General features: G+C 70.7%; 15 protein-coding genes. 10 read left to right on the forward strand and 5 right to left on the reverse strand.

Annotated elements, in window-relative coordinates; translation table 11 throughout:
- Positions 1–181: 181 nt before the first annotated feature.
- From ACFQVD_RS28415 to ACFQVD_RS28445, 7 genes are all read left to right on the forward strand, one after another.
- Complete coding sequence (locus ACFQVD_RS28415; RefSeq protein ID WP_343978653.1) at positions 182–1582, forward strand: FAD-binding oxidoreductase; 1401 nt, start codon at positions 182–184, stop codon at positions 1580–1582.
- 251 nt (positions 1583–1833) lie between these two features.
- On the forward strand, positions 1834–4332 hold the full coding sequence (locus ACFQVD_RS28420) for a discoidin domain-containing protein (protein ID WP_343978656.1): 2499 nt from the start codon (positions 1834–1836) through the stop codon (positions 4330–4332).
- A gap of 480 nt (positions 4333–4812) precedes the next feature.
- Positions 4813–6414 carry a sensor histidine kinase gene (locus ACFQVD_RS28425; RefSeq protein ID WP_343978659.1) on the forward strand — a complete coding sequence of 534 codons (1602 nt, stop codon included), beginning with the start codon at positions 4813–4815 and terminating at the stop codon, positions 6412–6414.
- A 96-nt stretch (positions 6415–6510) separates the two neighbouring features.
- Positions 6511–6945 (forward strand): roadblock/LC7 domain-containing protein, encoded by a 435-nt coding sequence (locus ACFQVD_RS28430; protein WP_343978662.1) that lies wholly within the window; start codon positions 6511–6513, stop codon positions 6943–6945.
- A complete protein-coding gene (locus ACFQVD_RS28435; protein WP_343978665.1) occupies positions 6942–7298 on the forward strand; it encodes a DUF742 domain-containing protein in 357 nt (118 codons plus the stop codon). The genes ACFQVD_RS28430 and ACFQVD_RS28435 overlap by 4 nt, the downstream gene beginning before the upstream one ends.
- Complete coding sequence (locus tag ACFQVD_RS28440; RefSeq protein WP_386272506.1) at positions 7279–7887, forward strand: GTP-binding protein; 609 nt, start codon at positions 7279–7281, stop codon at positions 7885–7887. The genes ACFQVD_RS28435 and ACFQVD_RS28440 overlap by 20 nt, the downstream gene beginning before the upstream one ends.
- Positions 7884–9224 (forward strand): cytochrome P450, encoded by a 1341-nt coding sequence (locus ACFQVD_RS28445; protein ID WP_343978671.1) that lies wholly within the window; start codon positions 7884–7886, stop codon positions 9222–9224. The genes ACFQVD_RS28440 and ACFQVD_RS28445 overlap by 4 nt, the downstream gene beginning before the upstream one ends.
- Before the next feature lie 49 nt (positions 9225–9273).
- Here the strand turns inward: ACFQVD_RS28445 and ACFQVD_RS28450 are convergent, their stop codons facing one another.
- Complete coding sequence (locus ACFQVD_RS28450) at positions 9274–9855, reverse strand: TetR/AcrR family transcriptional regulator (protein ID WP_343978674.1); 582 nt, start codon at positions 9853–9855, stop codon at positions 9274–9276.
- An 86-nt stretch (positions 9856–9941) separates the two neighbouring features.
- On the opposite strand from ACFQVD_RS28450, the gene ACFQVD_RS28455 reads away from it, so the two are divergent.
- A complete protein-coding gene (locus ACFQVD_RS28455; protein WP_343978677.1) occupies positions 9942–10823 on the forward strand; it encodes an NmrA/HSCARG family protein in 882 nt (293 codons plus the stop codon).
- Between the two features lie 10 nt (positions 10824–10833).
- Here the strand turns inward: ACFQVD_RS28455 and ACFQVD_RS28460 are convergent, their stop codons facing one another.
- Positions 10834–12111, reverse strand: coding sequence for an RNA polymerase sigma factor (locus ACFQVD_RS28460; RefSeq protein ID WP_386368697.1), 1278 nt, complete (start codon positions 12109–12111; stop codon positions 10834–10836).
- Positions 12112–12254: 143 nt separating this feature from the next.
- On the opposite strand from ACFQVD_RS28460, the gene ACFQVD_RS28465 reads away from it, so the two are divergent.
- Positions 12255–12878 (forward strand): TetR/AcrR family transcriptional regulator, encoded by a 624-nt coding sequence (locus ACFQVD_RS28465; RefSeq protein ID WP_343978680.1) that lies wholly within the window; start codon positions 12255–12257, stop codon positions 12876–12878.
- Entirely contained in the window at positions 12875–13576 is a 702-nt protein-coding gene (locus tag ACFQVD_RS28470; protein WP_343978683.1) for a VC0807 family protein, read from the forward strand. The genes ACFQVD_RS28465 and ACFQVD_RS28470 overlap by 4 nt, the downstream gene beginning before the upstream one ends.
- Here ACFQVD_RS28470 and ACFQVD_RS28475 read toward each other — a convergent pair.
- From ACFQVD_RS28475 to ACFQVD_RS28485, 3 genes are read right to left on the reverse strand one after another with little or no spacing between them, the layout of a single operon-like run.
- Complete coding sequence (locus ACFQVD_RS28475; RefSeq protein WP_343978686.1) at positions 13545–14708, reverse strand: FAD-dependent monooxygenase; 1164 nt, start codon at positions 14706–14708, stop codon at positions 13545–13547. The two genes, ACFQVD_RS28470 and ACFQVD_RS28475, sit on opposite strands and share 32 nt — an antisense overlap.
- Positions 14709–14760: 52 nt before the next feature.
- Positions 14761–17817: a BTAD domain-containing putative transcriptional regulator gene (locus ACFQVD_RS28480; RefSeq protein ID WP_343978690.1), complete on the reverse strand. Its 3057-nt coding sequence runs from the start codon at positions 17815–17817 to the stop codon at positions 14761–14763.
- 54 nt (positions 17818–17871) lie between these two features.
- Complete coding sequence (locus ACFQVD_RS28485; RefSeq protein WP_343978693.1) at positions 17872–19239, reverse strand: PAS domain-containing protein; 1368 nt, start codon at positions 19237–19239, stop codon at positions 17872–17874.
- Between the last annotated feature and the right edge of the window lie 45 nt (positions 19240–19284).

Raw genomic sequence — 19284 nt, forward strand, 5'->3', positions numbered from 1 at the left:
GAGACCTCTAGGTCCTCGGCCGGGTCCGGCGGCCACCACTCCGGTCGCGGTGGCCGCCGGACCCCAGTAACAACCCAGTCGTCTCCAAGTGCCGGCTGCGACAACTGGAGGACCGGGCCGGTCGAGGCCCCGCGACTTCGCCCCACGCCGCGAGTCGTCTCACACCATCGGGAGAACCCTCATGAGTACCGCCTTTTCCACGGCCGAGCATCTCGGCGGAGAGCTGGAAGTCCTGCGAGGCCAGGTCGCCGGCCCTGTCCTCGCTCCTGGTCAGGACGGCTACGAGGAGGAGACCGCGGGTTTCAACACCGCGGTCCGGCACCACCCGGCCGTCGTGGTGGGCGCCACCCGCACCGCGGACGTCATGGCGGCGGTCCGCTTCGCGGTCCACCACTCCCTTCCCGTCGCCGTGCAGGCCACCGGGCACGGCGCCGTCCAGGCCTCCGACGGGGCGCTGCTGATCAACACCTCCAGGATGCGCGAGGTCACCGTCGACCCCTCCGGCCGCACCGCGCGGGTCAGCGCGGGCTGCCGCTGGGCGGACGTCATCGCGCAGACGACCCCGTACGGCCTGGCCCCCCTGAGCGGCTCGTCCACGGGCGTCGGGGCGGTGGGCTACACGCTGGGCGGTGGCATCGGCCCGATCTCGCGGGCCTTCGGCTTCGCCGCCGACCACGTACGGGAGATCACCGTGGTGACCGCGGACGGCCTGGTCCGGGTGACGGACCCGGACACCGAGCCCGACCTGTTCTGGGGACTGCGTGGCGGCAAGGGCAGCTTCGGCGTGGTCACCTCCATGGTCATCGACCTGTTCCCGGTGTCGACCCTGTACGGGGGCGGCCTCTACTTCAGCGCCGAGGACACCCCCGCCGTCCTGCACGCCTACCGGACCTGGGTCGACACGCTGCCGGAGGCCACGACCACCTCGGTGGCGATGCTGCGCCTGCCCCCGGTGCCCGAACTCCCCCCGCAGCTGCGTGGCCGCTTCGTGACCCACCTGCGCTTCGCCCATCTCGGCGACGCCCACAAGGCGGAGGCACTCCTCGCCCCGATGCGGGCCGTCGCCGAGCCGATCTTCGGCGAGATCGCGCAGATGCCGTTCGGCGCGATCGACTCCGTGCACCAGGACCCGGTGCATCCCATGCCGAGCTGGGAGCGCGGCGCCCTGCTGCGCGAGCTCGGCGCGGAGACCGTGGAGGCGCTCCTGGCGGCGGCCGGCCCGACGGTCGACGTGCCGCTGGCCATCGTGGAGCTGCGCCAGCTGGGCGGGGCGCTGGGCCGCGAGCCGCGCCGGCCGAACGCCGTGGGCGGGCGGGACGCCGCCTTCGGCGTGATGGTGATCGGCGCCCCCGTTCCCGAACTGCTCGACACGGTCGTCCCGGCCGTGGGCGGTGCCGTGCTCGGCTCCCTGACTCCCTGGCTGACCGGCGGGACGCAGCTCAACTTCCACGGGGCGATGCTCGCCCCCGAAGACCTGGCCCGCGCCTGGCCGGAGCCGACACTGCGCAGGCTCATCGCTCTCAAGGACCACTACGACCCGGCCCGGGTGTTCCGCTTCGGCCACGTCGTGCCCCGCGTCTGAGCCCCCAGATCCACCGGCAGGCCGGGGGGGCCTGCCGGTGTCTCGCGGCGGGGGCGGAGCTCGTCCGTGGCACGGGACCTATTGACCTCATGTTTCCGACAAATTAAATTAAGTATAGAAATAAGGCGTTGATTTACAGTGCCGTAGTCGCGCCTCATCTGCTGTCGGACCTTCCACCCCCCGGATCCACTGTGGAGACAAGCATGAGAGGTCTGTTCCGTCCTGCCGCCTTATGGACTGCCACGGCAGTCGTGGCGGCTCTGCTCGCAGTACCGTCGAGCCCGGCATTCGCCGACACGTTGTTGTCGCAGGGCAAGGTCGCGACGGCCTCCTCGACCGAGAACGGCGGCACCCCGCCGGCCGCCGCGGTCGACGGCGACACCGGCACCCGCTGGTCCAGCGCGGCCGGCGACTCCCAGTGGATCCAGGTCGACCTGGGCGCCTCGTTCGGCATCAGCAGGGTCGTGCTGAACTGGGAGGCCGCGTACGGCAGCGGATACAAGATCCAGTCATCCGAGAACGGGAGCACCTGGACGGATCTGAAGACCGTCACCGGCGGTGACGGCGGAATCGACACCTGGGACGTCACCGGCAGCGGCCGGTACGTCCGGATGCAGGGCGTCACGCGAGCCACCGGCTACGGATACTCACTGTGGGAGTTCCAGGTCTTCGGTGGGGACTCGGGCCCCGCGGGCCAGTGCGGGACCGGCAACGCCGCGTTGAACAGACCCTCGACCGCGTCGTCCACCGAGAACGGCGGGACCCCCGCGAGCGCCGCCTTCGACGGCGACAACGGGACCCGCTGGTCCAGCGCGGCCGGCGACCCGCAGTGGATCCAGGTGGACCTGGGCTCGACCCGGACCGTCTGCGGGATCGACCTGAGGTGGGAGGCCGCGTACGCGAGCGCTTTCAAGCTCCAGGGGTCGACCAACGGCACCACCTGGACCGACCTGAAGTCCGTCACGGGCGCCACCGGCGGCGTTCAGTCGCACGAGGTGAGCGGCTCCGCCCGGTACGTCCGGATGCACGGCACCACCCGAGCCACCGGCTACGGATACTCACTGTGGGAGTTCGCCGTGCGCACCACGTCCGACGGTCCGGTGATCCCCGGCGGCGGGGACCTGGGACCGAACGTTCACGTCTTCGACCCGTCCATGTCCAGTGCCGACATCCAGAGCCGGCTCGACACCGTCTTCCAGCAGCAGGAGTCGGCCCAGTTCGGCACCGGGCGCCACGCCTTCCTGTTCAAGCCGGGCACCTACCACGTGAACGCCAAGGTCGGCTTCTACACCTCGATCATGGGTCTGGGGCAGTCCCCCGACGACGTCACCGTCAACGGCGTGACCGTCGACGCGGGCTGGTTCGGCGGCAACGCGACCCAGAACTTCTGGCGCTCGACGGAGAACCTGTCGGTCCAGCCGCCCGGCGGCACCAACCAGTGGGCCGTCTCCCAGGCCGCGCCGTTCCGCCGCATGCACATCAAGGGCGCGCTCAACCTGGCCCCCACCGGCTACGGCTGGGCCAGCGGCGGCTACATCGCCGACAGCAAGATCGACGGCGCCGTCGGCCCGTACTCGCAGCAGCAGTGGTACACCCGGGACAGTTCCGTCGGCGGCTGGGTCAACGGCGTGTGGAACATGGTCTTCTCCGGGGTGCAGGGCGCTCCCGCCACCGCCTTCACCGACAAGTCCTACACCACGCTGGACAACACCCCGATCAGCCGTGAGAAGCCGTACCTCTACCTCTCCGGCAACGAGTACCGGGTGTTCGTCCCGGCCAAGCGGACCGGCGCGCGCGGTGTGAGCTGGGCGAACGGCGCCACCCCGGGAAGCTCGATCCCGCTCGCCCAGTTCTACGTCGCCAAACCCGGCGACACGGCCGCGACCATCAACGCCGCGCTCAGCCAGGGCCTGCACCTGCTGCTCACCCCCGGCATCTACCACATCGACCAGCCGATCAACGTGACCAGGGCGAACACCGTGGTCCTGGGTCTCGGCCTGGCCACGATCATCCCCGGCGGCGGCGCCACCGCGGTCAAGGTCGCCGACGTGGACGGCGTGCGGCTCGCCGGTTTCCTGGTCGACGCGGGCCCGCAGAAGTCCGACGTGCTCATCGAGGTCGGCCCGCAGGGGTCGAGCGCCGACCACGCCGCCAACCCGACCACGCTGCAGGACGTGTTCGTCCGGATCGGCGGCGCCTTCGCCGGCAACGCCACCACCAGCGTGGTCGTCAACAGCGACGACGTGATCATCGACCACACCTGGCTGTGGCGCGGTGACCACGGCGACGGCATCGGCTGGAACGTCAACACCGCCGAGACCGGCCTGATCGTCAACGGCGACGACGTCCTGGCGACCGGCCTGTTCGTCGAGCACTACCGCAGGTACGACGTCGAGTGGTACGGCGAGCGCGGCCGGACGATCTTCTTCCAGAACGAGAAGGCGTACGACCCGCCGAACCAGGCGGCCTACATGAACGGCGGCACCAAGGGCTGGGCGGCCTACAAGGTCGGCCCCGCGGTCGACACCCACGAGGGCTGGGGACTCGGCAGCTACGTCTACTTCAACGTCGACCCGACGATCCAGGTGGAGAACGCGTTCGAGACCCCGGTGAAGCCTGGAGTCAAGTTCCACAGCCTGCTCACCGTCTCCCTCGGCGGCAACGGGCGGATCAACCATGTGATCAACGGCACCGGCGGCCCGGCCTTCGGCACGGACACGATCCCCTCCAAGCTCGTCTCCTACCCCTGAGGCGCCCCTGAGGCACTCTGAGCCCGCCTGATCAGCGGTGGTCAACGCGCTCTCCTCGCTGATCAGGCGCTTCACCCCCACGCCGTGGGTCTCCGCTGTCACGGGGAGACCCACGGCCTCGTGTCGTACGGTCCCCGGCCACCGATCGAGATCCGCCGTTCTCCGGGCACGGACACGTGCCCCGAATCCCCGGGCCGACGAGACCGCATCCCGCCGACCCCGCGGAAAATCATGACCCTATATAAGCAAATGTCCGAATAGAGAGTATTAATCGACGAATACATTGACTCACGGTTGATTAGACAGGAAATGCGTGGTTCGAGAGTGACTGTCTGTTCTTAGCCGTAGGCGTGGTGCTACGGTGTGTGCCTGTTCGCGCTCTGCCGTGAAGCGGCACCACCCGGTTGACCGATATCGCAGGGGGAACAGCAAGTTCAACGCGGCCTTGTCACGCCTTGCCGCCACCCCCCAAGGACGCCGATGTCAGTAGATGTACCGCACCGAACCCGGAGCAGGCTTTCACCGAGGGAACTGGCGGTCATCGCCTCTCTCGGCACCATGATCATTATGGCCTGCCTGTGGTTGTGGGCGGTGTCCGCCGCCCCCTACGAGGCCAGAGAGCTGATGGCGCTCGTCGGCGGGATCTCGGCCGTACTGCTGTCCGGCGCCGCCGCGGCCATCGTCCACTACGCCGGCACCGGTCGCCGGCTGCGTGAGCAGGCCGAGTGGGCCGGCGCGCGGTTCACCTGGCTGGAGCGGGAAGTGCTGCGAATGGCCGAGGAGTCGCTGCCCTCGCTGGGACACCGGGTGCGCGGCGGCGTCTCGGCCGCCGACGCGCTCTCCCAGCTGCCGCAGCCCTCGGACGGCCCGCTGCGCCGGCTGCTCGACGCGGCCGGGCACGAGCTTGAGCTGATCGAACGCGAGCTCGCCACCGCCCGGGCGTACCGTGAGGCGACCGAGGGCGAGATCTCCCGGCTGACCGACGACACGCTGCCGGATCTGGTCCGGCGGATCCAGACGAACCGGATGTCGGTGAGCGCCGCACTGGCCGAGACAGACCAGCCGGAACACGGCCCACTGCGCGACCTGCTGAGCGAGACGGCGCGGCAGCTCTCCGAGAGCGAGCGCAGGGGCACCGCCGTGATGGCGGCGTGCGCCGGGGCCGCGGCCCGGGTGCAGGCACAGGCCACCAGCCTGCTCGCCCGGCTGCGCGAGCTGGAGGAGCAGTACGGCGAGCACGAGGAGATCTTCGCCGACCTGCTGGACCTGGACCACCGCATCTCCCAGATGAGCCGGCTGGCGGACAACGTCGCACTGCTGAGCGGCGGCCGTTCCGGGCGGCGATGGACCCGGCCGATCGTCATGGAGAGCGTCCTGCGCGGCGCGATGGGCCGCATCGGCGCCTACCAGCGCATCCGGCTGCACTCCAGCAGCACCGTCGCCGTCGCGGGGTACGCGGCCGAGGGCGTGATGCACGCGCTGGCCGAGGTGATGGACAACGCCGCCACGTTCTCGGCGCACGGCACCGAGGTCCACGTGTACGTGGACGAGGAGGACGCCGGCGTCGTGATCACGGTCGAGGACAGCGGTCTGGGGATGCGCCCGCGCGAGCGGCAGCACGCCACCAGGCTCGTATCCGAGCCGCTCGACCTGCGGACGCTGTCCGGTACCCGGCTGGGCCTGGCGGTCGTGGGACGCCTGGTCGACAAGTACGGCCTGGCGGTCAGCTTCCGGCCGTCCGCCCGTGGCGGCATGGGGGTCGTGATGCTGATCCCGCGCCTGCTGATCACGCAGCCCCTGTCGGCCACCGTGCCGCCCGTCGTCGAGTCGTCGGTCCGCCGCCCCTTGCAGGCCGCCGTACCGACACCGGCCGTACCCGCGCAGGAGGGGCCGGCCGACGAGTCCGAGGATCTGCTGCCCAGGCGGCGCCGGGGGCAGACGCTGGCCGAGGCGACCAGGGCGCGGCAGACATCGCCGGCCAAGCCCGCGCGCGAGGGGCGTGACTCGGCGGCGAGGTTCGCCGCGTTCCGCCAGGCCGGCGGCCGTGGGCGTTCCCCCTCCCCGGCCCCGGGCGACTCCTGACACGCGTCCGCCGACCACCGGACATCTTTGGATTCACAGATGAGGAGGCAGGGGCCGTCCCTCCCGCGTCCGCGCCGAAGGGACACCCCGTCGTTTATGAGCACAACCGACGCTTCGCACACCACCGATCGTGACTTCGACTGGCTACTGGAGAACCTCAAGGAGAAGACCCCCGGGGTCAGGCATGTGCTGGTGCTGACCAGGGACGGCCTGAAGATGTGCTTCACCGCCGGCCTCGGCCGGGACGGGGCCGACCAGCTCTCCGCCCTGGCCGCCGGGATCCAGAGCCTCTCGCTGAGCGCCTCCGCCGAGTTCGGGGACGGCATCGGAGCGGGGCAGGCGATGGTGGAGTTCGCCGGCGGACTGCTGCTCATCGTGCCGGCCGGGGACGGCGCCCACCTGGCCGTGGTGGCCGAGGAGGACGGCGAGGTGGGGCTCATCGCGCACAACATGAACGAACTGGTGGAGCAGATCGGGGTTTACCTCACCGCGGCACCGCGGCAAACGGAGAACAGCGACGACCGCGGATGACACGGCGAGCCATCGACCGAGAAGACCCGGACCGGCTCTACACGGTCACCGGGGGGCGCACCAGCGCCGACGAGAAAACCTTCGACTCCGTCTCCCTCATCGTCAGCGAGTGCGCCCCCACCCCCGGTATGCAGTCCGAGCACATCAGGATCCTGCGGATGGCCCAGCGGCCGACGGCGGTGGTGGAGATCTCGGCGGAGCTGCGGCTGCCGGTCAGCGTGGTGAAGATCCTGCTGCGCGACCTGCTGGACACCGGTCGTATCACCGTCCGTCATCCGTCGATCGCCGCACAGGCCGAACGACCGGATCCCGAAATCCTGAGGCAGGTGCTCGTTGCACTCCACAACCTCTGACCAGAGGACGCCGTTGCGCACGACCGCCGCGGACGCCCTGAAAATCGTGATCGTCGGCGGATTCGGGGCGGGAAAGACGACCATGGTCGGCTCGGTGAGCGAGATCCGCCCGCTGAGCACCGAGGAGGTCATGACCCAGGCGAGCGTGGGCATCGACGACGCCAGCCAGGTACGGACCAAGTCGACCACCACGGTGGCCTTCGACTTCGGCCGGATCACGCTGAACGAGAGCAAGGTGCTCTACCTGTTCGGCGCGCCCGGTCAGCAGCGGTTCTGGTTCGTGTGGGACCAGTTGTTCGCCGGCAGCCTGGGCGCGGTCGTGCTGGTGGACGCCCGCCGCCTGGAGGATTCCTGGTACTCCATCGACCGGCTGGAGCACCACCGGACCCCGTTCGTCGTCGCGGTCAACCGCTTCACCGACGGGCCCACCCTGGATTCGGTACGCGAGGCGCTGGCGCTGTCGCCCGAGGTCCCGCTCATCGACTGCGACGCGCGGGAGCGGTCCTCGTCCAAGCACGTGCTGATCACGCTCATCGAGCACCTCACCCGCACCTACGACCAGTCGCCCGCCCGAGAGAGCATGCCGTGACGAACTCCCCTCCCCTGCCCGACTCCACAGACCCGTCGGCCGCCTCGCCCACATCGCAGCATCCCGAGCGGGGACGGGAGCCGCTGGAGGGATACCCCGACCACGCCGATGCCGTACGGCTGCACGCGTCACTGATCGGCGACGACCCGACCGCGCTGTTCCAGGAGATGCGCCGCAAGCACGGACCCGTCGTCCCCGTTCTCCTCGACGGCATGCCCGTCTGGTACGTGATCGGTTATCGCGAGCTGCACCATGTCACCAGCCAGCCGCAGTTGTTCAGCCGCGACCCCAGGCGCTGGAACCTGCAGGACCACCTCCCCCCTGACTGGCCGACGCGCCCGTACGTGACATGGCAGCCGTCCGTGATGTACGCCGAGGGGGCCGAGCACCAGCGGCGGATCGGCCCCATCAGCGACGCGCTGGACAGCGTCGACCGCACCGAGCTGGCCCTGATCTGCGAGCAGGTCGCCGACCGCGCGATCGACGAGTTCTCCGGGGACGGCCAGACCGATCTGATCTCCCAGTACGCCGACCGGATTCCGGCTCAGGTCATCACCCGGCTGTTCGGGCTGGCGGAGACCGACCTGCCGGAGCTGGTCGAGGACGTCAACCACGTGCTGAGCGGGAGCGAGGAGGCCCCCACGGCGCTTCCCCGGATTCTGGACAAGGTGAGCCGGCTCATCGCCGACAAGCGCGCCCTGCCGGGCCACGACCTCACCTCGCACATGCTGGCACACTCCGCGCGGCTCACCGACGAGGAGATCGTCCTGGATCTGATCATGGTGTTGATCTCCTCCCATGACAACTGCTCCAACTGGATCGGCAGCACCCTGCGGCTGATGCTGGTGGACGACCACTTCTCGATGAGCCTGCAGGGCGGCCGCAGCAGCGTCGGCGAGGCACTGAACGATGTGCTGTGGAAGGACCCGCCCGCGCCGAACATGCCCTCCCGCTGGGCCGTGCAGGACTGCGAGCTGGCCGGGCGGCGCATCCGCCGGGGCGACATGCTGGTGCTCGGTGTCGCCGCGGCCAACGCCGATCCGCAGGTGCAACCGGCCGCCCATGCCGGCTCCGGCGCCAACCGGGCGCATCTGTCCTTCGGCCACGGCGAGTACGGTTGTCCCTTCCCCGCGCCCGAGCTCGGCGGGATCATCGCCAAGACGGCCGTGGAGGTCCTCCTCGACCGGTTGCCCGACGTCTATCTCACCGTGAAACCGGACGCGCTACGGTGGCGCCCTTCGCTGTGGGTTCGCAGCCTGGAGGCCCTGCCCGTACGGTTCAGCCCGACCGTGCCGACCGGCCAGAGCCCGTCGAACACCTGGGACGCCCCCAGGTAGGCCCCTCCCTGCCCCGAAGACTCGATCGTCCGCGCACGGACGCCCCCGGTCAGGCCGGAGCGGAGCCCGGCGACCGGTCCGCGGCGAAGCCTGTGGCGGACAGGGAGAGCAGACGCTCGATCAGGTCGTGGCCGGTCGACTGCTCGCTCGCCCAGGCGATGCCCGCCACCAGGGCGAGGAGTTCGCCGATGACGAGGTCGGCGCGGACCGCACCGGACTCCTGGGCCCGCGCGAGAAGCCGGCCCCCGGAGGCGCGCATCGCGTGACAGGAGGCGTGCAGTTCGGAACCCTCCTCCCGCAGCGCGGCCATGACCGATGCCGGAAGACCCTGGTAGGTGGTCGAGCCGACGGCCAGCTCGCGCAGCCAGACGAGCAGCGCGTCACGGGGCGAGGACGCGGCCAGCAACTCTTCCGCCCTGCTCTGGAGGGCGTCGAAGCCACTGCTCATGAGGGCTTCGAGCAGGGCCTCCCGAGTGGGGAAGTGCCGGTAGAGGGTGCCGATGCCGACGCCCGCCCGGCGGGCGACGTCCCGGAGTGAGGCGTCGGTCCCGTGCTCGGCGAAGGCCTCCCTGGCTACGGCCAGCAACTGCTCGTAATTGCGGCGCGCGTCGGCGCGCATCACCTCGGCCATGCGATGTGCTCTCCAGGCATTGACAAAAGGAGCACTGCTCCGCTTAATATCGGAGCAGTGCTCCACATTCTAGCCATGGGAGAGACATGCCCCATTCAGAGAAGGTCGTCCTGGTCACCGGAGCCACCGGCAAGCAAGGCGGTGCCACGGCGAGACGACTGCTGGCCGACGGCTGGCAGGTCAGGGCCCTGGTCAGGGACCCGTCGGCCGAGGCCGCGCAGGCACTCGCCGGGGCGGGTGCCGAGCTCGTCAAGGGCGACATGCGCGACCGGGCGTCGCTGGACGCGGCGGCCGAGGGCGTCCACGGCGTCTTCAGCGTCCAACCGACGGCCGCGCCTCCGCACTTCGACGACGAGGTGCGGTGCGGGGTGAACGTGGCCGAGGCGGCACTCGCGGCCGGGGTCGAACACCTCGTCTACACCTCGGTCGGCGGCGTGGACCGGGACACCGGCATCAGCCACTGGGACACCAAATGGGAGATCGAGCAGCACATCCGCACGCTCGGCCTGCCGTACACGATCCTGCGTCCGGTGATGTTCATGGAGAACCACACCTCGGGACCGTTCGGGGTGTTCGGCGAGACCCCGCTGATCAGGATCATTCCGCCGCACTCCACGATCCAGCTCATCGCCGTGACCGACATCGGGGCCTTCGCCGGACTCGCCTTCGCCGACCCCGGCGGCTACCTGGGCAAGGCCATCGAGCTCGCCGGTGACGAGCTGACCCGGCAGCAGCTGGTCACCGCCATCGAGGAGGCCGTCGGGCGCCCGCTCTCCACCGAGCCCGTCTCCCCCGAGAGGCTCAGGGAAACCGGCGTGAACGTCGACGACGTGACCCGGGCCGAGTCCTTCGGCGGCTGGCGGGCCGACATCCCCGCCCTGCGCGCGCTGCATCCCGACCTCATGGACTTCGCCGCCTGGCTGGAGCGGGAGGGCAGGAGCAGGTTCGAGGTCCCGGACCGCCCCTGACATTGTTCGCTCACCCGCGGGTGGCGGCCGCCCGGCTCAGGAAGAGGGTCCGCTCGCGCTCGTTGCGGGTGAGTTCGGCGGCCCTTTCGAACTCCTCGCGCGCCTCGTCGAGGCGGCCCAGTCTCGCGAGCAGATCACCCCGTACGGCGGGCAGTTGCGGATAGCCCCTCAGCGCGCGCTCCGCCGCCAGCCCGTCCACGATCTCCAGGCCCCGCGCCGGGCCGTACGCCCTGCTCACCGCGACCGCGCGGTTCAACTCCACCACGGGTGAGGGGGTGAGGTGGGCGAGCACCCGGTAGAGGGCGGCCATCCGTTCCCAGTCGGTGTCGTCGGTGGACCGCGCGCGGGCGTGGCAGGCGGCGATCGCGGCCTGCAGGCCGTAGGGACCGAGCGTGCCGAGCGCCTCGGCACGTTCGAGCGCCTCCAGCCCCCGGCGGATCAGCAGCCGGTCCCACAGCCTCCGGTCCTGGTCGGGAAGCAGGACCGGCTCGCCGTCCGGCCCCGTCCTGGCCCGGAGGCGCGACGCCTGGATCTCCATCAGGGCGACAAGGCCGTGCGCCTCGGCCTCCCGCGGCATCAGACCCGCCAGGATCCGGCCCAGGCGCAGCGCCTCCTCGCAGAGTGAGGGACGCATCCAGTCGTCACCGGCGGTCGCCGAGTAGCCCTCGTTGAAGATGAGATAGACGACCTCCAGCACCGATGCGAGGCGCTCGCCCAGCTCGGCCGGGGCCGGCATCTCGATGCGCACCCGCTTCTCGGCGAGGGTGCGCTTGGCCCGGAAGATCCGCTGCCCGACCGTCGGTTCCGGCACCAGGAAGGCCCGCGCGATCTCCTCGGTGGTGAGGCCGCCGAGCAGGCGCAGGGTGAGCGCCAGACGCCCCTCGGTGGACAGCACCGGATGGCAGGCGGTGAAGAGCAGGCGCAGCACGTCGTCACCGATGTGGTCGTCGAGGGCGTCGTCCAACTCGGCCTCGGCCGCCTCCTGACGGATCTCCACGTCCCGGCCGACCTCTTCGAGCTTGTGCTCGTAGCGGGTCCTGCGGCGGAGCAGGTCGATCGCCCGGTGCTTGGCGGTCAGCATGAGCCAGGCTCCGGGATTATCCGGTACACCGGATTTCGGCCACTGCTCAAGCGCGAGGACCAGTGCGTCCTGCGCGAGTTCCTCGGCCAGGCCGACATCGCGCACCATCCGGGCAAGCCCCGCGATCACCCGTGTGGACTCGATCCGCCAGACCGCCTCGACCACCCGATGAGACTCACCGACCATCATGTCTCCCGATCCAACCATCTCGCCCGCACCCACGACACCTCCCACCCCTGTCTCCCGAGGGCTCCGGACATGGCGCGGACGCACACGGATCGGACGGGACAGCAGGCCTTACCGGGCCCGGCACGCTTGCCTGAATTACTCGTGTGACGTATTTTTTACTCATGCAAGTAAGCCAGGGCGAGGGAACGCCCGCCGAACGCTCCTTCACCGGCGCGGCCAGGCGCGCCCAGATCATCGCGGCGACCATCGAAACGATCGCCGAGCTCGGCTACGGCCAGACGTCCTTCGCCCGGATCGCCGAACGGGCGGGCCTGAGCAGCACCCGCCTGATCTCGTACCACTTCGCCGGCAAGGACGAGCTGATGAGCGCGGCCGTCGCCGATTTCTACCACCACATCGGGCAATTCATGGCCGGGCGGATGGCCGGCGTGACCTGTGCCCGTGACGCGCTGCGCACCTACATCACCGCGCTGGTCGCCTACATCGCGGACAACCGCGCACGGATGCGGGCGATGATGGAGATCTTCCTCAACTTCCGCGACGAGGGTGGAGCGAGCCGTTCCTACGACGAGAACGAGGTCCTCGGCCACCTCCAGCGCATCCTGCGCGACGGGCAGCGCGGCGGCGAGTTCCGTGACTTCGACACCTTCGTCATGGCGGCGACCGTGCAGCGCGCCCTGGACGGCCTGCCGTTCCTGCTGGAGGCCAGACCCGATCTCGACCTCGCCGCCTGCGCCGAGGAGCTGGTGACGCTGTTCGACCTGGCGACCAGGAGCGGGTCGTGAGCGCTCCGAGCGGGCGGCGCACGCTGCTGCGCCTGCTGGTCGACCTGCTCGTACCGGCCGTCCTGTACTATCTGCTGCGCGCGGCCGGGGTGAGCGTCTACCTGTCCCTGCTCGTCACGGCCGTGGTGCCCGCGGCCATGGGCACCTACCTGCTGGTCAGGGAACGCAGGGTCGACGGGCTCTCCGTTTTCCTGACGGCCATGATGCTGCTGGGTGTCGGGGCGTCGCTGATCAGCGGCAGCGAGCGGTTCCTGCTCGCCAGGGAAGGGTGGCTGACGGCCGCCGTCGGGCTCTGGTTCCTGGCCGGCCTGCGGGTCGGGACGCCACTCACCTTCCTGTTCAGCCGGCCGCTGCTGGAGCACAGGTTCCCGGTCCGCGGCACCGGCGAGTCGTGGGACGTACTGTGGGAACGGCTCCCCCGCTTCCGCAGGGCCTGGCGGGTCACGACCGTCCTGTGGGGCGCCGGCACCCTCCTCGACTCCGCGGCGCGCGTGGTCATGGCCTACACGTTGCCGGTCGACGCCGTCCCCGCACTCGGCACCGCGCTGTACGCCGGCACGTCGATCACGCTCATGGTGATCACCAACGTCTACTTCGTCACGGTGGGACTCTTCGACAGGCGGAGCGCGATGTACGCGCCGCTCGACCTACCTGACCCGCGCCGGATCAGCGGCGCACCGTCGACGGGTAGTCCTTGAGGGTTATGTTGGTCGCGAACCTGTCGGTCAGCCACAGCATCGGCTTCAGCAGGAATCCGTAGCGAAAAATCCAGTTGCGCATCCGGATCCGGCCCGGGGTGCCGGGGGCGAGGAAGGGGCCGGCGTTGCCGTTCCTGGCGATTCTGGCGTAGCCGCGGAACCCCTCCTCATAGCGCCGGAAGGCGACCCGATGGTCCCCGTCCGCCGCCGCGAGCTCTCCGGCCAGCACGTACGCGCCGACCATGGCCAGGCCGGTGCCGAAACCGCCCAGCGTGTTGCCGTAGGCGGCGTCACCGAGCAGCACGACGCGGCCCTTGGCGTAGCGCTCCATCCGGACCTGGCTGATCGAGTCGAGGTAGAAGCCGTCCGCCTGCCGTACCGCGTCGAGGATCGCGGGGGTCTGCCAGCCCATCCCGGCGTAGGCGTCGATCACGATCCGCTTCATCGCCTCCGCGTCGTAGCGGTCGTAGTCCAGCCGCGGCGAGGCGAAGGCGAAGAAGACATCGGCTCCGGGTCCCCCGACGGCGACCATCCTGCCGGGCTCGTTGTACATTTTCGCGGTCTTCCCGAAGCGCCGCGGCAGGTCGGCCAGGGCGTAGTAGTGGCCCAGGAAGCGAACATGGTCGGACTCGGGGCCGAAGGCCAGCCGGCGAACGCCCGAGTGGATGCCGTCCGCGCCCACCACCAGGTCGAAGGTCCGCGGAGCGCCGTGCTCGAACGTGACGTGGACGCCGCTCTCGGTCTCGATGAGCGAGGTGACGGAGTCGCCGAAGACGTACCGGCACCCGGCGGCGAGCGTCCTGTCGTACAGCAGCCGGGACAACTCCCCGCGCGGGATCTCCAGTTCGCCACCGCTGAACTCGCCGGGCATCACCGCCAGCCTGCGGCCGTTCGCGTCAACGATCTCCTGGTCGGTCCCGCCGGTCTGCGACCGCCGTACGTCTTCCAGGATGCCCATCCGCTCCAGCACCGACAGGTGGGTCTCGCCCTTGAAGTCGACCGCCTGGCCTCCAAGGCGCAGGGCGGGGGCCTTCTCGACCACGGTCACGGTGTGGCCGTAGCGGTTGAGCCAGTAGGCGAGAGCGGGACCGCCGATACCGGCACCGGAGATCAGGACGTTGCTGTTTCTCATGCCTCCGAGCCTCGCCGGGAGCGCTGACAGACCGGTGACAGCCGGCTGACGGTCAGGAGATGGCCGTCAGCGCATCGTCCCGGCTCAGCGCGGCGCCCCTGGCGAACTCCGCGGCGAAGGCCTCCGCGCCGATGAGCTCGGTGGCGCCCGCGGCGACCCGCGCGACGTCAGGGTCGCCGGTGACGGCCGCACCGCGCAACGCCACCCCCACCCCGAGCAGGAACGCGGCCCGCTCCGCCGCGCCTTCGAACAGGGCAAGCCCCGCGTACCCCTCGGTGACCTGGGCGAGATCCGTCGTCACCGCCGGTGACGTGCGCGCCAGCGCGAGCGCCTCGCCGTGCCGGCGTCGGGCCTCCGCGCGGTCGCCCTCCGCCTCGGCCAGCCGTCCCAGCGCGGTGAGCACCAGCGGCGCGATGCTCTCGGTGGCGTAGCCGCCCGCGCCGGCGGCGTCCAGCGCCGCCGCGTAGTGCTCGCGCGCCCGTGTGTGATCGTGACACCGCCGGGCGAGTTCGCCCCGGCCCAGCTCGATCGGCGACGATCGGTGCGACGCGCTCGTCCGGCGCGCCAGCTCGGTGGCGCGCCGCAGGTCGGCGCGAGCCGCGAGCACATCGCCCTCGCGCAGCAGCCCGTCGGCCCTCCGGCAGAGCACGTCCACCATCTCGTCCACAGCGCCGAGCTGTTCGTGCAGGTCCAGGGCCTCCCCCCACAGCCGCCTGGCCCGCGCCCAGTCCCCCCGCCAGCCGGCGATCACTCCCAGCCAGTCGAGCCCCTGCGCCATCCCCCAGCGCTCGCCCACGGAACGGAAGCTCGCCAGCGTCGACTCCAGCTCTCTCTCGGCCTCGGCCACGTGGCCGTCAAGCAGGTGCACCAGGGACGCCCCGAGCATGGCCACGGCTCGGTTCCACGGGTCGGAGCCGAGCAGCCGCTCCCGCATCAGGCCGGATCCGGGAGCCGGTGGCCCCGCGACCATGCCCCACAGCACGGACGTGAAGGGGTGGCGCAGCTCCCGGTCCAGCGACCGTATGACCTCCTCGGCCCGCGCCCACTGCGCCGGCAGGACATGCGGTACGGCCTGCAACACGCACAGGACGTACTCCTCCTCCAGCCCTTCGGGCGGCTCGGTGCCGAACCGTTCGAGCAGCCGGAGCGCCGGCGAGACCGCCTGCTCCCGCCGCCCGCTCAGCCACTGGTACGCCGCCAGGGCCGCGATCAGCCGCAGCGCCGTCTCAGGATCATCCGATACGGCACGGCCCAGCGCGGCCCGCAGGTTGCTCTGCTCGGCGGAGAGCAGGGCCAGCCATTCGAGCTGCTCGGCCCGGCGCAACCACGGGTCGGCGCGCTGTGCCAGCTCCAGGAAGTAGGCGGCGTGCTCGGCACGCACCCGCTCCCGCTCCCCCGCCTCGACCAGCCGCTCCGCACAGAACAGGCGGATCGTGTCGAGCATCCGGTAACGGCCGTCGTCTGCCTCGATGAGTGACTTGTCCACCAGGTCGGCCAGCACCTCGCCGGATCCGCAGACCCGTTCGACGGCCTCCAGGGACGAGCCGCCGGAGAACACCGAGAACCGCGCGGCCAGCGCCTGCTCCTCGGGGCTGAGCAGGCTCCAGCTCCAGTCCACCACCGCGTGCAGTGTCCGATGCCGTGCCGCCGCGGTGCGATCACCGCGTGACAGCAGCGTGAACCGGCCGTACTCCTTCAGGCGCGCGACGATCTCCTCGATGGTGAACGACCTCAGCCTCGCCGCCGCCAGCTCGATGGCCAGCGGCAGCCCGTCCAGCATGCCGCAGATCTCGGAGACCTCGGCTCTCATGGCGGAGCCGGGACGTACCGCGGCGGCTCGCTCCATGAACAGCCGCACCGAGGGATAGCCGAGTGCGTCGTCCAGGTCCGTGCCGGGGGGCGGTACGGCCAGCGGCGAGAGCGGGACGAGCACCTCGCCGGTGAGCCCGAGCGGCTCGCGGCTGGTGGCCAGCACGGCCAGCCCCGGGCAGGCGTCGAGCAGCCGCCGGACGAGCGCCGCGGCCGGGGCGATCACGTGCTCGCAGTTGTCCAGGACGAGCAGGAGCTCCTGGTCTGCCAAGGCCGCCACGAGCCTGCCCGCGGGGTCGAACCGGCCCGGCATCGGCGGCCGCAGACCCGCCTCGCGCAGACCGAGCGCGCCGAGCACCACCAGGGGGATCTGATCTCCGTCGTCGAGCGGGGACAGGTCGACGAAGCACACGTCCCGCGTCCGGCGGCGGACCGCCTCGATGGCCAGCCTCGTCTTGCCGGTACCGCCGGTACCGGTCAGGGTGATCAGGCGGGAGTCCCGCAGCGAGTCGATCCGGTCCAGTTCGGCCTCGCGGCCCACGAAACCGGTGAGCTGCGCGGGCAGCCGGTGCCGTACCGTCTGCCCGGGCCGCTCCGCGCCGCGCAGGATCGCCAGGTGAAGCGCCGCCAGTTCCGGCGACGGGTCGGCGCCGAGTTCGTCCGCCAGCAGCCGCCTGACCTCGTCGAAGACGGCCAGCGCCGCGGCCTGCTGCCCGGAGGCGTGCAGCGCCCGCATGAGCTGGCCCCACAGCCGCTCGCGCAACGGGTTCTCGGCCGCCAGCTGCCGCAACTCGGCTATCGAGGTGCCCTCCGGGAGCGCCAGCTCGGCCTCGACCAGCTCCTCCCGCGCCGCCAGCCGTAGCTCTTCCAGCCGGGCCGCCTGCGGCATGCCGGCCGGTGCGGGCCCTCGCCACAGTGCCAGTCCTGCTTTGAGCACCTTCGCGGCATGCTCATGCCGGCCCGCTGTCAGCAGCCTGTGCCCCTCACGCGCGAGCCGCTCGAACCGGTACGCGTCGATGTCCTCGGGGTCGACCGCGAGCCGGTATCCGGCCCGGTGAAAGGTGATCAGACCGGGCGGCAGACCGCGGCGGAGCCGGGACACCTGGGCCTGGATCGCGTTGGCCGCACCGACCGGAGGATCGTCACCGTACTGCCCGTCTATCAACCGGTCCACGCTGACCGGCCGGCCCACGTCGAGCAGGAGCAGCACCAGCAGCGCACGCGACCGGGGGCCGCCGACGGAGACGGGTTCCCCCTCCTCCGTCCGCACCTCCAACGGCCCCAGGATTCCGAACTGCACGAGACCGATTGTGGCCCATGCGTCCTACTTCCCGAGGATCAGCCCGGACCCGGCTCAGCACGCGTCGCGGTACTCGGTGGCCGCGACCCTGATCCGGGCCACCTGCGCCTCCAGCGCCCGGACATCGAACGGCACGGCCGAGGACTCGAACTCCCTGCCCAGCGCGTGCAGCATGTCCAGGCCGTCCCAGATCGCGGTGAACTCGTCGTCGATCGGCCGCACCAGGTCACCGAGTGCGTTCTCGACCCGGTGACGCAGGACGAGCATCCGCCACTTCCCAAGGAACCAGCGAAACTCCGTGAGCCGCTCGCCCGCCTCGGCGATCTCGGCGACGATCTCGCGCAGTGTCCGGTTCACCTGCTGTGCCCTGGCCGACATCTCCAGCACGCTCTCCTGCACGGCGTCGCAGAGCTGGGGCACCTCGCTCAGCGAGGTGGGCGGCGCGAGACCGTCCGCGACCTCGGCGGCGAACGCGGCGACCATGTCGTTGTGCAGGCTCGCCAGCACGATCCGGAAGCGCAGGTCCGTGACGCACGAGCGCAGCGCGGCGAGCCTGGGCACCAGCCGCTCCAGGGTGACCATCGCGGTGCCCGTCGGTGTGACCATCACCCGGGCGACGTTGCTCAGCACCGGTACGGTGTCGGCGACCGTCTCGGAGGCGACCTGGGCTCTGGCGACCACCTCGTCGAGCCGGCGGGCGACGTCGAGCACCTGGTTGGACGACCGGATGAGCCGGTCGCTGAACACCCGGTAACCCTCCAGCCGCTCCACCAGGCCGGTCAGTAGCGTCTCCAGCGTTCCGACCCCGGCCAGCACCTCCGCGATCGGCCCCTGTGCCCGGGGCCGGGCATAGGTCGCGGAGGCCAACCGGCCGCGCGCCGCCACCTCGGCGGTCAGCGCCTCGGTGAGGAAGTCGTCGTGCGAGCCGAACCCGAGCTCTCCCAGCAGCCGCTCGATCTGCTCCCTGCCGGCCAGCGCCACGTCACGCCGGTTCATCCGGTCGTGCTCGGCCGCTTCGAGTTCGACGTCGGCGACATACTTGTATATGCGCTTGACCTCCTCGAACAGTCCGGCCCGCGGTGCCATCCGAACCGACAGGAAACCCTCTGCCGAGGGCGTCATGGTGGCGAAAACCCAGTAGTGACTGCCGTCCTTGGCCAGGTTCCGCACGTAGGCCCCCGCCGGACGCCCGGCGAGCATGCGGTCCCACAGCAGCTGGAAGATCCCGGCCGGCATGTCGGGGTGGCGTACGATGCTGTGCGACGCTCCGGTGAGTTCGTCCAGGGAGAACCGGGAGGTCCGGACAAAGACGGAGTTCCCGCTGCGGATCAACCCGCGCCGGTCCGTCGTGGAGAAGAAGAGCTCCTCCGGACCGATGACCTGCTCCAGTCCGCTGGGCACGGTCAACTCACCAAAACTCATCGTCCGCCTCTCCGATCCTGGGAGACGGTATCAGCCGGACCCCAC

The organism is Streptosporangium amethystogenes subsp. fukuiense (genome assembly GCF_042665875.1).
In the GTDB taxonomy this organism is placed as follows: domain Bacteria; phylum Actinomycetota; class Actinomycetes; order Streptosporangiales; family Streptosporangiaceae; genus Streptosporangium; species Streptosporangium fukuiense.

Bases quoted from the DNA above. Each gene is read 5' to 3' on its own strand.
- ACFQVD_RS28465 (WP_343978680.1), top strand. From the start codon at position 12,255: ATGCAAGTAAGCCAGGGCGAGGGAACGCCCGCCGAACGCTCCTTCACC.
- ACFQVD_RS28455 (WP_343978677.1), top strand. From the start codon at position 9,942: ATGCCCCATTCAGAGAAGGTCGTCCTGGTCACCGGAGCCACCGGCAAG.
- ACFQVD_RS28450 (WP_343978674.1), bottom strand. From the start codon at position 9,855: ATGGCCGAGGTGATGCGCGCCGACGCGCGCCGCAATTACGAGCAGTTG.
- ACFQVD_RS28485 (WP_343978693.1), bottom strand. From the start codon at position 19,239: ATGAGTTTTGGTGAGTTGACCGTGCCCAGCGGACTGGAGCAGGTCATC.
- ACFQVD_RS28415 (WP_343978653.1), top strand. From the start codon at position 182: ATGAGTACCGCCTTTTCCACGGCCGAGCATCTCGGCGGAGAGCTGGAA.
- ACFQVD_RS28475 (WP_343978686.1), bottom strand. From the start codon at position 14,708: ATGAGAAACAGCAACGTCCTGATCTCCGGTGCCGGTATCGGCGGTCCC.
- ACFQVD_RS28425 (WP_343978659.1), top strand. From the start codon at position 4,813: ATGTCAGTAGATGTACCGCACCGAACCCGGAGCAGGCTTTCACCGAGG.
- ACFQVD_RS28430 (WP_343978662.1), top strand. From the start codon at position 6,511: ATGAGCACAACCGACGCTTCGCACACCACCGATCGTGACTTCGACTGG.
- ACFQVD_RS28460 (WP_386368697.1), bottom strand. From the start codon at position 12,111: ATGGTTGGATCGGGAGACATGATGGTCGGTGAGTCTCATCGGGTGGTC.
- ACFQVD_RS28435 (WP_343978665.1), top strand. From the start codon at position 6,942: ATGACACGGCGAGCCATCGACCGAGAAGACCCGGACCGGCTCTACACG.